The organism is Nocardia sp. IFM 10818, assembly GCF_054655275.1.
Genome location: NZ_BAAHJH010000001.1, coordinates 2,887,147 through 2,899,955, shown reverse-complemented (window position 1 = coordinate 2,899,955; position 12,809 = coordinate 2,887,147). Strand labels below are relative to the sequence as shown.

General features: G+C 69.3%; 13 protein-coding genes and 1 pseudogene. 9 read left to right on the top strand and 5 right to left on the bottom strand.

The annotated features are described in order from the left end of the window. Positions 1-309 (bottom strand): hypothetical protein, encoded by a 309-nt coding sequence (locus ACYQ5L_RS13335; protein WP_459963684.1) that lies wholly within the window; start codon positions 307-309, stop codon positions 1-3. A 52-nt stretch (positions 310-361) separates the two neighbouring features. Further along, a pseudogene (locus ACYQ5L_RS13330) lies at positions 362-481 on the bottom strand (hypothetical protein); the annotation flags it as partial. A gap of 202 nt (positions 482-683) precedes the next feature. Here ACYQ5L_RS13330 and ACYQ5L_RS13325 point away from each other — a divergent pair. From ACYQ5L_RS13325 to ACYQ5L_RS13295, 7 genes are read left to right on the top strand one after another with little or no spacing between them, the layout of a single operon-like run. Further along, positions 684-2,234: an AAA family ATPase gene (locus tag ACYQ5L_RS13325; protein WP_459957659.1), complete on the top strand. Its 1,551-nt coding sequence runs from the start codon at positions 684-686 to the stop codon at positions 2,232-2,234. A gap of 59 nt (positions 2,235-2,293) precedes the next feature. Continuing rightward, on the top strand, positions 2,294-2,734 hold the full coding sequence (locus ACYQ5L_RS13320) for an apurinic/apyrimidinic endonuclease family protein (RefSeq protein ID WP_459957658.1): 441 nt from the start codon (positions 2,294-2,296) through the stop codon (positions 2,732-2,734). Further along, complete coding sequence (locus tag ACYQ5L_RS13315) at positions 2,731-2,967, top strand: DUF2997 domain-containing protein (RefSeq protein ID WP_459957657.1); 237 nt, start codon at positions 2,731-2,733, stop codon at positions 2,965-2,967. The genes ACYQ5L_RS13320 and ACYQ5L_RS13315 overlap by 4 nt, the downstream gene beginning before the upstream one ends. Before the next feature lie 32 nt (positions 2,968-2,999). Next, complete coding sequence (locus ACYQ5L_RS13310; protein ID WP_459957656.1) at positions 3,000-3,800, top strand: ComEA family DNA-binding protein; 801 nt, start codon at positions 3,000-3,002, stop codon at positions 3,798-3,800. Next, complete coding sequence (locus ACYQ5L_RS13305) at positions 3,797-4,024, top strand: hypothetical protein (RefSeq protein WP_459957655.1); 228 nt, start codon at positions 3,797-3,799, stop codon at positions 4,022-4,024. The genes ACYQ5L_RS13310 and ACYQ5L_RS13305 overlap by 4 nt, the downstream gene beginning before the upstream one ends. Next, complete coding sequence (locus ACYQ5L_RS13300; RefSeq protein WP_459957654.1) at positions 4,021-4,689, top strand: 4Fe-4S single cluster domain-containing protein; 669 nt, start codon at positions 4,021-4,023, stop codon at positions 4,687-4,689. Before ACYQ5L_RS13305 ends, ACYQ5L_RS13300 begins: the two co-directional genes overlap by 4 nt. Before the next feature lie 30 nt (positions 4,690-4,719). Then, positions 4,720-5,175, top strand: a complete 456-nt coding sequence (locus ACYQ5L_RS13295; protein ID WP_459957653.1) for a GNAT family N-acetyltransferase — start codon at positions 4,720-4,722, stop codon at positions 5,173-5,175. Positions 5,176-5,182: 7 nt separating this feature from the next. Here the strand turns inward: ACYQ5L_RS13295 and ACYQ5L_RS13290 are convergent, their stop codons facing one another. Then, positions 5,183-5,830, bottom strand: a complete 648-nt coding sequence (locus ACYQ5L_RS13290) for a Pr6Pr family membrane protein (protein ID WP_459957652.1) — start codon at positions 5,828-5,830, stop codon at positions 5,183-5,185. 137 nt (positions 5,831-5,967) lie between these two features. Here ACYQ5L_RS13290 and hrpA point away from each other — a divergent pair, with 137 nt between their 5' ends. Then, positions 5,968-10,446: an ATP-dependent RNA helicase HrpA gene (hrpA, locus tag ACYQ5L_RS13285; RefSeq protein WP_459957651.1), complete on the top strand. Its 4,479-nt coding sequence runs from the start codon at positions 5,968-5,970 to the stop codon at positions 10,444-10,446. A gap of 48 nt (positions 10,447-10,494) precedes the next feature. Next, a complete protein-coding gene (locus ACYQ5L_RS13280; RefSeq protein WP_459957650.1) occupies positions 10,495-10,761 on the top strand; it encodes a hypothetical protein in 267 nt (88 codons plus the stop codon). A 12-nt stretch (positions 10,762-10,773) separates the two neighbouring features. Here the strand turns inward: ACYQ5L_RS13280 and nrdR are convergent, their stop codons facing one another. After that, entirely contained in the window at positions 10,774-11,250 is a 477-nt protein-coding gene (gene nrdR / locus ACYQ5L_RS13275) for a transcriptional regulator NrdR (protein ID WP_459957649.1), read from the bottom strand. A gap of 94 nt (positions 11,251-11,344) precedes the next feature. After that, the gene (locus tag ACYQ5L_RS13270) at positions 11,345-12,628 is read right to left on the bottom strand and encodes a hypothetical protein (protein ID WP_459957648.1); all 1,284 of its coding nucleotides are present in this window, start codon (positions 12,626-12,628) and stop codon (positions 11,345-11,347) included. Positions 12,629-12,809 lie beyond the last annotated feature (181 nt).

The window sequence follows — 12,809 nt, the reverse complement described above, 5'->3', positions numbered from 1 at the left end:
TCAGCGCATGCGGAGGACCGGGCCGCGGGGGCGGAACGGGAGGGCGGCGCCCGCCAGGATGAGGTAGGCGTGTTCGTGGCGGACGCGCAGAACGTCGCACCTGCCGTCGGTGATGATGAGGATCGGACCGTCGGGCGGGAAGTCCTCGGCCCGTTCCAGCAGGCGGATGCCCGGTTGCAGGACGGTGCCGCCGCGGCCGCGGATGCGGGCCTTCGAGGCGATCTCGTCGACGGGGAGGTAGCCCGCGTCGTAGGCGGCGGCATCGCAGTAGACCACGTGGGCGCGAGGGACATCGCGAGCCCGGGGCATTCAATTCGTCCAGGAACAGGCAGTACGGCTCCGGCCGGGCGATCATCTCCGGCGGCGCGAACCGGCTGCGATCCTCGATGATCTGCGGCACGCCGATGAGATCCTCCGGCGCCAGTTGGGTGCCCAGCAGCGTCACGCAGTCCAGGCCGAGCGCCTCGGCGAACGCGCGCACCAGGGAACTCTTCCCGATGCCGGGCGCACCCCACAGGAATACCGGACGCACCACCGCGACGTGCAGCAGCAACTCCGGCAACTGATCCGGTGTCACCGTGACCGTCGCTTCCACTGTGTCCTTTCCATCGATCGGCGCGCCGGAATCACGGTACGGTCGAGAGCAGCACGGCGGCCAGCGATTTTCCCTACCATCGGCGTCTGTGCACCCGTTTCGCCGCGCCCTGACCCAGCTGCTGCAGGCCCGCTTTCCGCTGCTCTACATCCAGACCTTCGAGGAACAGCGGGTGCTCGACGAGATCAGCGCCACGCTGGCGGCGCTGAAGACGCCGCGCCCGCTGTGGCATTGGTCGGCGACCGAGGGACTGCGCCGCACCGGCGGGCTGCCCGAACGCAATACCCATGAGCCCGCGGCCATGTTGCAGGGCATCCGGCGCGTCGGTGAGCGGGCGGTGTTCGTGTGCAGCGATCTGCACGCCTTCCTGGGCGACGGCACCCGCCCGGCCGAGCCGACGGTGGTGCGGGCGCTGCGGGATGTGGTGCGCGACTTCCGCTCCGGCCAGGTGGCGCGCGCCGTGATCGTGGTGGCGCCGGTGCTGCGCATCCCGCCGGAGCTCGAAAAAGACGTCACCGTGGTCGATTTCGCACTGCCCGGGGAGGCGGAGATCCGGGAGCTGCTGCACGGCATGATCGCGAACAATCGCGATACCGTCGCCGTCGACCTGGGCGAGCGGGGCCACGACCGGCTGATCAAGGCGGCGCTGGGACTCACGCTGTCCGAGGCCGAGAACGCCTTCTCACTGGCCATGGTGCAGGACGGCCGGCTCACCGAGGCCGAGGTGGAGGTGGTGCTGGCCGAGAAGGCGCAGACCATTCGCAAGTCCGGGCTGCTGGAACTGGTGCGGACCGAGCTGGCGCTCACCGATGTGGGCGGGCTCGACGAGCTGAAATCATGGCTGCGCAAACGCAATGACTCCTGGCTGGCCGAGGCCGCCGCCTACGGCCTGCCGGTCCCGAAGGGCGTGCTGATCACCGGGGTTCCGGGCTGCGGTAAATCGCTGACGGCCAAATCCGTTGCGGCCGAATGGGGTCTGCCACTGATCCGGATGGACATCGGGCGGGTCTTCGCGGGTCTGGTCGGTGCGAGCGAGCACAATATGCGCTCCGCCCTGGCCACCGCCGAGGCGTCCGCGCCCTGCGTACTGTGGGTCGACGAGATCGACAAGGGTTTCGCCGGGGCGGGCACCGCGGGCGACACCGGTACCAGCGCACGCGTTTTCGGCACTTTTCTCACCTGGATGCAGGAGAAGGAGCGGCCCGTCTTCGTCATCGCGACGGCCAACACCATCGAGAACTTGCCGCCGGAGTTCCTGCGCAAGGGCCGGTTCGACGAGATCTTCTTCGTCGATCTGCCCGGAGCCGGTGAGCGCGAGGCGATCTGGCGGCTGCACCTGGAGCGGCGGCTCACCGGTCCCGCGGCCGGGCTGGAGGTCACGCCCACGCTGCTGGCCGATCTGGCGCGCGGGTCCAAGGACTTCTCCGGCGCGGAGATCGAGCAGGCCGTGATCGCCGGGCTGTTCGACGCCTACTCCGGGCGGCGGCCCCTCGACGCGGCCGACCTCTTCCACGCCATCGAGAACACCGTCCCGCTCTCGACGCTGCACGACGCCCAGATCGCCGCGCTGCGGGAATGGGCGAAGCTGCGCGCGGTCGCGGCCTCGACCTTCGATCCGGCTGTCGGCGGGGCCGATTAACGTCCGCGCCCGAAGAAATCGATAAGACGATGACAAGCGGCGAACGGATACTTGCGACCATGAGCGTCTCCCTGATCCTGCTCCCTCTCGCCATCGGCGCGGTCGCCAAAGCCGCCGCGTCCCAGGGCTCCCCCGCGGCGAACGTGTGCACCGTCTCGACCCGATTGCGGGACCCGCGGCTGCTGACCCTCGCCCTCGGCGATACCGGCGGCCGCGCCACCGTCACCGGGCCCGATGCCATCGATGTCGAATGGGCCGAGCTCGCCGCGCAATTGCGGCGCGATGCCGACGGCATCTGGCAGGCGCATTTCACCGGCACCACCGATGAGCAGCGCTGCGTCGGCGCCGTGCTCGCCGTCGACGCCGCCTACGGCCGTCGCGTCCAAGCCGAGGTCCTGCGGAAGGTGCGCGACCGCGCACCCGCCGCCGGGATGACGCTGGTCTCCGAAACCACCAATACCGACGAGTCGGTGACCATGGTGCTGGAGGTCAACCAGTGAACGAGCCGGTCCGCATTACCGTCACCATCGCCACCGACGGCCAGGTCAGCGCGCAGACCCACGACACCGTCGGCGCACAGTGCCTGCCCTACATCCAGGTGCTGGAGAACCTGCTCGAGGCCACCACGGTCGACAGCGAGTACACCGGCGACTGGTGGAAAACCGAGTCGGCCCAAGTGGTCTCGCACCGAGATGCGGCCGTCGATCCCGCCCGGGTGGACGACCGGCTGTGAACGGCGCGCTGCCCGGAACCCACGGCTGGCGCGTGGCGAACAGCTTGTGGATCATCCCGACCTTCCTGTGCGGGTTCCTGACCTGGACCAGCTTCCTCTACATCGGCGTGCGTACCAAGAACCGCAGCTGGCTGATCAGCGCGGCCGTATACGCGGCCGCCACGGTGGGGCTGATCGTCCTGCTGAGCCTGGGCGGCCCCACCGACGCCGACGTCGCCGCCGCGAAGGCTCCGCCGCGTACCCGAACCCAGGAAACCATCAGCGACTGGGGCAGCGGAGCGCTCATCGCGGTCTGGCTCGGCGGTATCGTCCACGCATTGCTGGCCCGGCCGCACTATCTGCATCGGCTGCACACGGCGCAACAGCAGCGCCCGCCGATGCCGGTCTACCCCAATCCGATTCGGAATCCGCAGGGACCGACATGGCTGACCGGCGATCCGCAGCAGTACTGGACGGGACCATCCGGTCCGCCGCCGCAGCACCCGGTCCCGCCCGGTCCCGCCTATCGAGCCGGACCCCCCGTCGATACTTCCCAGCAGGTCACCACGAAAATCCGGCACGCGCAGCCCGCGGTCGCCATTGCTGCGACAGGCCGGGTGCCGGTGAATACCGCCTCCGCGGAACAGCTCTCGGCACTGGGCCTGGACGCCGGGACGGTGGTCGCCGTCCTCGAGGCGCGGGACAGCGGCGGCATCCGCGATCTGCGGCAGTTCTCCTCGGCGTCGGGGCTCAAACCGCATGAGCTGCAGCGGATCGCGGACCGACTCGATTTCTCCGGGACGGCCGCCGCCGCGCAGCCGCCGCACGCTCTGGGCCGGAGGCTGGACCTGTGATTCGAGTATCGGCCCCGCCGAGCGAGACGCCCGGGGACGCGCTGCGCTCGAGCCGGATGCTCACCGCCGCCGAGCCCGAGGGACCGGGGCGGCGGCGCACCACGATCTGGGTACAAGGCTGTACGGCGCTGTCCATTGCGGAGTGGATTCCCCGGGCGCTCGACGACGCGGCGGAGGCTGGGGTCGAAGGCATCACGCTGCTCGGCCGGAAGCTGGACGCATGATTCCGGTATCGGCGCGGCCCGGTGAGGTGCCGGGGCACTCGGTGCGATTGAGCCGCGTCCTCACTGTCACCGAGGCCGAGGGGCCGGGGCGGCGCACGGCGATCTGGGTGCAGGGCTGCTCCATTCGCTGTCGGGGTTGTTTCAATCCGCACATGTGGGCCGCGGCGGGCGGCACGGTGGTGCAGGTCGCGGAGTGGATTCCCCGGGTGCTCGACGATGCGGCGGAAGCCGGGGTGGAAGGCATCACGCTGCTCGGGGGTGAACCGTTCGAGCAGGCCGCGCCGCTGGCCCGGCTGGCCGCGGCGGCGCGGGCTCGGGGGCTGTCGGTCATGACGTTCACCGGGTACGAATACGCCGATTTGAAGGAGTGGGCTCGACGGCGGCGCGATATCCGGGATCTGCTCGAGCGGACCGATCTGCTGGCCGACGGGCCGTTCCGCGCGGATCTGCTCGATCGCGAGCGGCCGTGGGTGGGCTCGGCCAATCAGGGTTTGCGGGCACTCACCGAGCGGTATCGCGACCTGGAGTTCGTCACCGCGCCGGATCGCGTCGAGGTGCGGGTGGGCGCCGACGGCACCGTTGCGGTGAACGGCTGGAGCGATGTGGACGCACTCGACGCGCTGCTCGCCGATCTCGGTACCAGGGCCGATAAACCGTGCCGATAGTCGACCGATCGGTACCGATAATCTGGCCGCATGCGCATCGTTCTCGACGACCTGTCCGGGTCCGCGGTCATTACTCTGCTCGAATCCCATGTCGCCGAGATGCACGAGCATTCACCCGAGGACAGCGTGCACGCGCTGGATCTGGAAGGGCTGCGCAAGCCCGAGATCACCTTCTGGTCGGTCTGGGAGGGTGACGAGCTGGCCGGGTGCGGGGCGATCAAGGAGCTGGATCCGACGCACGGGGAGATCAAGTCCATGCGCACGGCCGCGAACCGGCGGGGGCGGGGCGTGGCCTCGCTGTTGCTGCGGCACATCCTCGACGAGGCGCGGACGCGCGGGTACGAGCGACTGAGCCTGGAGACCGGGTCGCCAGAGTTCTTCGCGCCGGCCGTGCGGCTCTACGAGCGGCACGGGTTCACCCGGTGCGCGCCGTTCGCGGAGTACGCCGAGGATCCGTACTCCATCTTCATGACGCGCACGCTCTGAGGCTCGATCAGACTCGGGTGTAGTGGGTCTGCCGCGCTTCCCAGCGGCGGTACACCAGCACGCCCAGTCCGGCCACCAGGAGGGCGAGCACCAGGAAGAACAGCACCATCAGCACCAGGCCGATCGACATGTCCAGGTAGCCCTGCTCGCGCGGATCGATGAACGGGTAGGGGTACCAGTCGACGATCGGGCCGCGCACGAGGGTGTAGACGCCGTAGAGGATCGGATAGATCAGCCAGCTGCCGATCAGGCGTGCGGTCAGGCCGATGGCCGCGGGGACGAGCAGCCAGTCCGCCAGCATGACGATGGGGATGACCCGGTGCAGCACGGTATTGGTCCACTGATCCTGCATCTGGACGTCGATATCGGCCAGCAGCACGGCGTAGATGATGCCGGTAATGATCATGTACAGCGTCGCCGCACCGCGGAACAGCTGCCAGCGCCGGTCCCGGGGATCGAGCAGGCCGCCGACCAGCAACGCCACCGCCGCGAGAATGTTCGACTGAATGGTGAAGTAGGAGAAGTAGTTCGCGATGGAATAGGTGGGGTTGTCGAGATTGCGCAACGGGCCCCAAGCCAGCGTGAAAACTCCGAGCACACCGAAGGCGATACGGAGCACCCGGATCCACCAGGGCGTCCCAGCTGTGGCGATCATGATCGAATCGTCGCACGCCCGGGCGCCGGAACGCGGACGATACGCCGATTCAGCACACTTCTGGCAATCACATTTGGGCGGTATGCACGACCGTGCCGACCGGAACGGATCCCGGCTTCGCTACCCTTGACAGTGCAATGACCAGGACCGCCGCCACCTTTCGCGAGCTTCGCACCCGCCTGGCCGATCTCTCGATCCGCGACGAATATCGTTTGCGTCGCCGGCTCGACAAGGCCCGCGGCGGCGATCTCACCGATCTCGAAGCCGATATCGATGCCGCCCAGCGCCGTGTCGACGCCCGCCGCGCCGCCGTACCCGCCATCCGGTATCCGGAACAGCTACCGGTGTCCGCGCGCCGCGACGATATCGCCGAGGCCATCGCCGCCCACCAGGTCGTGATCGTGGCCGGTGAGACCGGCTCGGGCAAGACCACCCAGATACCGAAAATCTGCCTGGAACTGGGGCGCGGGGTGCGCGGCACCATCGGCCACACCCAGCCGCGCCGGCTGGCCGCGCGCACGGTGGCCGAGCGGATCGCCGAGGAATTGGGCACCGAACTGGGCGATGTGGTCGGCTATACGGTCCGGTTCACCGATCAGGCCTCGGATCGCACCCTGGTCAAGCTCATGACCGACGGCATTCTGCTGGCCGAGATCCAGCGCGACCGGCTGCTGCGGCGCTACGACACGATCATTATCGACGAGGCGCACGAGCGGAGTCTGAATATCGACTTCCTGCTCGGGTACCTCAAGCAGCTGCTGCCCAAGCGGCCGGATCTGAAGATCATCATCACCTCGGCGACCATCGACCCGGAGCTGTTCGCGCGGCACTTCAGCGGGGAGAACGGCACGCCCGCACCGATTGTCGAGGTGTCGGGACGGTCGTATCCGGTGGAGATCCGGTATCGGCCGCTGTCGCTGGAGGTTCCGCTCACCTCCGACGATCCCGATGACGAGGACACTCGAATCGTGGACCGCGACCCCACCGACGCCATCGGCGACGCCGTGCGCGAACTGCTCGGCGAGGGCGACGGCGACATCCTGGTATTCCTGTCCGGCGAGCGCGAGATTCGCGATACCGCCGACACGCTGCGCGATATGACACTGCCGCGCACCGAGATCCTCCCGCTGTACGCACGGCTCTCGGCGGCCGAGCAGCACAAGGTCTTCAGCCCGCACACCGGCCGCCGCGTCGTGCTCGCCACCAATGTGGCCGAGACCTCGCTGACCGTGCCCGGCATCCGCTACGTCATCGATCCCGGCACCGCCCGCATCTCCCGCTACTCCATGCGGACCAAGGTGCAGCGCCTGCCCATCGAACCGGTCTCGCAGGCCTCGGCCCGCCAGCGCTCCGGGCGCTGCGGGCGCGTCGCCGACGGCATCGCCATCCGCCTGTACTCCGAGGACGACTTCGAATCGCGCCCGCAGTTCACCGAACCGGAGATCCTGCGCACCAATCTGGCCGCCGTCATCCTCCAGATGACCGCCCTCGGCCTCGGCGATATCGAGAGCTTCCCGTTCGTGGAAGCCCCCGACAATCGCGCCATCCGCGACGGCATCGCCCTGCTGGAGGAACTCGGCGCGCTGGCCCGCCGCACCGACGACGCCGCCCAGCGCCCCGAAATCCCCGACGCCGGACTGGTTCTCACGCCCATCGGCCGCGAAATGGCGCAGATCCCCGTCGATCCGCGCATGGCCCGCATGCTGGTCGAGGCCAATCGCACCGGCTGCCTGGCCGAGGTCCTCATTATCGTCGCGGCCCTGTCCATCCAGGACGTCCGCGAACGCCCCGTCGAATTCCAGCAGGCCGCCGACACCAAGCACGCCCGCTTCACCGTCGAAGGCTCCGACTTCCTGGCCTACCTGCGCCTCTGGGACTACCTCGGCGAACAGCGCAAATCCCTGTCCGCCAACCAGTTCCGCCGCCTGTGCCGCGACGAGTTCCTGCACTACCTGCGCATCCGCGAATGGCAGGACCTGCACGGCCAGCTCCGCACCATCACCCGCGGCCTGGGCTGGTCCACCGCCGCCGACCGCTCCGGCGACAATACGGATGACCCCGAGGACTCCAGCACCCGCGACAGCGGTAAGTCCGGCGGGCGCGGAGCGAACAGCCGAGGCCACGGCGACGACTCCGGTGACGGGGAGATCTCCGACAGCCGCGACGACGGCGGGACACGCCGCAGCCGCGCTACTCGCGGGCATGGCGAGAGGACCGATGGACGCGGCGACAGCGCGACTGATCTCGGCGCGAGCGCCCAAGGCGAAAGCACGCGCCAGCGCGGCACCGGCCGTGGCGGTCGCGGCGGAACCTCCGGCGGACATGGCCGGAACGGCGGCGGGCGCGACGGCAATACCGGTGCGCGGCACGGAGTTCCCGCCGCACAGGGCAGCCGGACCGGCGCCGGGAGCACGCTACGGGCACGGGTCGGCGAGGCCGGGGGTCGCGGCGCGAATGCCACGGCACAGGGCGGGCCGGGCAAGGGGCGCGGTGACGACCAGTCCGCGAAACCGGCGGCGCTGGCAGCAGCCGATGACGCGCTGCCATGGGACATTACGTCGATCCATCAGGCGTTGCTCGCGGGCATGCTGTCGCATATCGGTGTGCGGGAGGCGGAGTCGCGGGAGTTTCTGGGCGCGCGGAATGCGAAGTTCATGATCTTCCCCGGGTCGTCGCTGGCGAAGAAGCCGCCGCGGTGGGTGATGGCGGCGGAGTTGGTGGAGACGTCGCGGTTGTGGGGGCGGACGGCGGCACGGGTCGAGCCGGAGTGGGCCGAGCGGCTCGCGGGGGATCTGGTGAAGCGCGCCTATTCCGAGCCGCATTGGTCATCCAAGCGGGGGGCGGCGCTGGCCTACGAGCGGGTCACACTGTACGGGATTCCGCTGGTGACGCAGCGGCGGGTGGATTTCGGGCGGATCGATCCGGAGCTGTCGCGGGAATTGTTCATCCGGCATGCGCTGGTGCAGGGCGAGTGGCAGACCAAGCACGAGTTCTTCGCCAAGAATCGCGAATTGCTGGAGGACATGGCCGATCTGGAGCATCGGGCCCGGCGGCGCGACATCCTGGTCGACGATCAGGTGCTGTTCGAGTTCTACGACCGGCGGATTCCGGCGGACGTGGTGTCGGTGCGGCACTTCGACAGCTGGTGGAAGAAGACCCAGCGCAAGGAACCCGAGCTGCTGAACTTCACGGCCTCCACCGTGGTGAACGAGGATGCGGCGCTGCTGGACCCGACCTCCTACCCGGACAGCTGGCGGCAGGGTGAGCTGACCTTCCCGCTCACCTACCAGTTCGAGCCCGGGCAGGCCGATGACGGTGTGACCGTGCACATTCCGGTCGCGCAGCTGGCCCATGTGCGGGCCGTCGGATTCGACTGGCTGGTGCCCGGCATGCGGGAGGAACTCGCCACCGCGCTCATCAAGACGCTGCCGAAACAGTTGCGGCGCTTGGTCGTTCCCGCTCCCGACTTCGCCCAGGCCGCCCTGGCCGAGCTCACGCCGCGCGCCGAACCGCTGCGCACCGGACTGGCCCGCGAGCTGTCGCGACTGGGCTCGGTCACCATCACCGCCGCCGACCTCGACCCCGCCGGACTGCCGGACCATCTGCGCATGACCTTCGCGGCCACCGACCCCGCGGGTGCGGTGATCGCCCGCAGCAAGAGCCTCGCGGAGTTGAAAACGCGCCTGGCGGAACAGGTTTCGAAATCCGTCGCGCGCGCGAACACGGCCGCCGAACGCGCACCGGCCACGGTGTGGACCTCGGAATCGCTGGGCTCGCTGGAACCGTCGGTCAAGCGCCAGGTCGGCGGGCAGACCATTACCGGCTACCCGGCCCTGGTCGCCGAGCCCGAGGGCGTGGCCGTCCGCGTGCTGAGCTCACCGGCCGAGCAGGCCGCCGCCATGCGCGTGGGCACCCGCACCCTGCTGCTCAACGCGCTGCCGACCACGGTCCGCTCCGTCACCGCGAGCCTGCCGCCGACGGATCGCCTGGCGCTCAGCCAGAATCCGTATGGGTCCCTGGACGCACTGGTGGAGGACTGCCGCGCGGCGGCCGCCGATGAACTCATTGCCGCGAACGGCGGACCGGTGCGCACGCCGGAGCAGTTCAAGGCGCTGCTGGAGAAGCTGCGGCCGCAGTTCACCACGGCGGTGGCGACCATCGTCCGCGCGGTGGTGCCGGTGCTGGCCGAGGCGCACCGGGTGCGGTCGGCGCTGGCCGACAGCCGTAATCGCGAAGTGGCCGAGGATGTTTCGCATCAGCTCGACGATCTGGTGTTCCCCGGCTTCATCTCCGAGTGGGGCACCGCCCGATTGCGGGAACTGCCACGGTATCTGGAGGCCGCGCGGGTGCGCCTGGAGGCGCTACCGGAATCGGCCAACCGGGACCGGCAGGGCATGCTCGAACTCGATCGCGCGCACGCCGCCTACGATCGGCTCGTGGCCGCGCTGCCCGAGGGCCGCAAGGGCGGCCGGGATGTCGTCGAAATCTGGTGGATGATCGAGGAATTGCGGGTCAGCCTGTTCGCCCAGCAACTCGGCACGCCGTATCCGGTGTCGGTCAAACGCATCGAGAAGGCCATCGACGCCGTGCGCAAGACTCCCTCGCCGCGACGCTGAACCGCGCCGGGGATGGACTCGGATTCGCATCGGATGCCATGGTGGTCCATGTCCCTTCCCGGCGTGTACACCACCGACCACGTCCCCGGCGCCGCCGATGCCGAGATGGCTGCGGGCTGGATCGTCTGGGGCTATGCGAACGATCTGTCCAAGGCCATGGCGATGATGCAGGACATCGCCGCCCGCGATCACGCCGATGGCATCGTCGGCGCGCGCATCAGCACCAGTACGAGTGCCGGCGTCAGTGGCTTCGGCGTGAGCCGGTCGGCGGCCACCTACGTGTGTTACGGCACGGCTTTCCGCTGGCGGCACTGATTCGATCGCGGCTCAGCTGGAGCCGGCGCCCACGGCATTGTCCGCGCGGTGCTTGCGTAGCTCGGCGATCTCGCGCTCGAAATCCTCTGCGGAACTGAAGGATCGGTACACCGAGGCGAAGCGCAGGTAGGCGACCTCGTCGAGATCGCGCAGCGGGCCCAGAATGGCCAGGCCCACCTCGTGGCTCGGGACCTCCGGGGAGCCCTTGGCGCGCACCGCATCCTCGACCTGCTGGGCGAGCAGGTTGAGCGCGTCGGAATCGACCTCGCGACCCTGGCAGGCGCGGCTCACACCGCGGATCACCTTTTCGCGGCTGAACGGCTCGGTGACGCCACTGCGTTTGACGACCGAGAGAATCGCGGTTTCGACCGTGGTGAAACGCCGCCCACACTCCGGGCAGGCACGTCGCCTCCTGATGGCGGTGCCTTCCTCGGCCTCACGCGAGTCGACAACCCTCGAATCGGGATGGCGACAGTACGGGCAATGCATCCGGAATCCTTCGTCGGTGCCTGAGCTCCTCAGCAATCTCGAGGATACCCGGGTGGGCGCGGTCACCGTGCGTCCGCCCGGGCAAGGGGCCCGATCAGACGGTCACCCGCCACTGCTGGGTCATATCGGCGAGCAGGTCCGGCAGCCGGGTGAGCAGCCGGCCGGTGGCGAGTTTGGCCGGGAACGGCTCGGCCAGAATCGGTCTCGCGACGGCCTCGTTGGCGCAGAGTTCCAGGTAGCGCGGCAGCAGATCATTGGTGATGTAGTGCCACCGCGTGTCGCGATCGGCCCAGTTGAAATCCGGGAGCGGGGCGCGCAGCGAGGCCGTGCCCGAGGCAATGGTCACGGGGGCGAACACGCCCGGCGCGCGGACGCCGGGCACGGCGGCCTTGCCGGCGATGGTGCTGACATAGGTCATGACCCGGCCCATGGCGCCGCGGCCCTGTGCGGTGACGTCCCACTGATCGGCGATGATCTGGTTCTGTTCGCGGTCGGTCATGCGCACGGCGGCGTCGGCCAGGCCGGCGGGGGTGCCGCCGTCGATGCCGCGCCAGGCGAGGATGGCGTTCAGGTCGAGGACTCCGGCCCGGTACATCTCCTCGACTCCGGCCAGGCCCTCGGCCGCGTACGCCTCGTGCATGGGGACCTGGTCGATGAAGATGTGCTTCTGCATGATCATCAACCGGGTCTGGTACCAGGCCAGGTCCGCGGGAGTGAGCCGCGCGCCTTCCAGGCCCAGGGTCCGGAGGTCCGCGGGCAGCGCGTCCACCAGTTCGGCCGGTGTGCCGCGGAGCAGGTCGGCGACCGCACTGCCGAGCTGATGCACGCCCGGCAGGCCGATGAGGGCGGAGACATCGCCCATATCGAAGAATCCGGAGGCGAACGAGCCGCCGGCCAGACCGGCCAGGCCCGTCCAGAAGAAGTCCGGGTGCTCATTGTTGAGCCGCAGGTAGTTCACGTACACCTGGGTGAAGGTGCGGGTGTTCGCCGCGACGCCGCGCGGGGGATCCCAGGCGGCGAGGTCGATATCGGCCCGGTCAGTGGCGACGACCAGCCAATACTGGTGCAGCAGCGTGGCGTAGCGCTGCGGTGGCAGGCCGGCGGCGCGGGCCGCGTCGAGGGCGGTGCGCAGTTCCGCCGCATCCAGGGGCAGGGCCGGGTGCAGTCCGCCGCCGCTCTCGCCCGCGCCGTTGACCGAGGGCAGATCCAGGTACGCGGCATAGGCGGATTCGGCGTGTGCCGCCGGGAGCGCGGCGAATCCGAGCAGCAGGCAGGCGAGGAGTCCGGCGAGCCGGAGGAAAGCGGAGATCCGGCGCGGTCCGCCCGCCCGGAGTGAGCTGCCGCGTGCCGGCCGTATTCCGCCGGTGCCATTGGACATTGCGCCCCCTGTCGAGATGCGCGCCGGTCCCCTGCGGACCGGCGCGAATGTAGCCGCTGTCACATCTCGGGCACGCTAACAACAGGTTTCAGTTTTCAATCTGCATTTTCGGCCATACCGGTGGCCGAGCATCCCTATCGGTCGTGCGGCTAACCTTCGGCGATCGCACCATCCCCTGTGC

Excerpts from the sequence above, each read along its gene's own strand:
- ACYQ5L_RS13335 (WP_459963684.1), bottom strand. The coding sequence starts at position 309 with ATGCCCCGGGCTCGCGATGTCCCTCGCGCCCACGTGGTCTACTGCGAT.
- ACYQ5L_RS13320 (WP_459957658.1), top strand. The coding sequence starts at position 2,294 with ATGAGCGTCTCCCTGATCCTGCTCCCTCTCGCCATCGGCGCGGTCGCC.
- ACYQ5L_RS13300 (WP_459957654.1), top strand. The coding sequence starts at position 4,021 with ATGATTCCGGTATCGGCGCGGCCCGGTGAGGTGCCGGGGCACTCGGTG.
- ACYQ5L_RS13295 (WP_459957653.1), top strand. The coding sequence starts at position 4,720 with ATGCGCATCGTTCTCGACGACCTGTCCGGGTCCGCGGTCATTACTCTG.
- ACYQ5L_RS13290 (WP_459957652.1), bottom strand. The coding sequence starts at position 5,830 with ATGATCGCCACAGCTGGGACGCCCTGGTGGATCCGGGTGCTCCGTATC.
- hrpA (WP_459957651.1), top strand. The coding sequence starts at position 5,968 with ATGACCAGGACCGCCGCCACCTTTCGCGAGCTTCGCACCCGCCTGGCC.
- ACYQ5L_RS13280 (WP_459957650.1), top strand. The coding sequence starts at position 10,495 with ATGTCCCTTCCCGGCGTGTACACCACCGACCACGTCCCCGGCGCCGCC.
- nrdR (WP_459957649.1), bottom strand. The coding sequence starts at position 11,250 with ATGCATTGCCCGTACTGTCGCCATCCCGATTCGAGGGTTGTCGACTCG.
- ACYQ5L_RS13270 (WP_459957648.1), bottom strand. The coding sequence starts at position 12,628 with ATGTCCAATGGCACCGGCGGAATACGGCCGGCACGCGGCAGCTCACTC.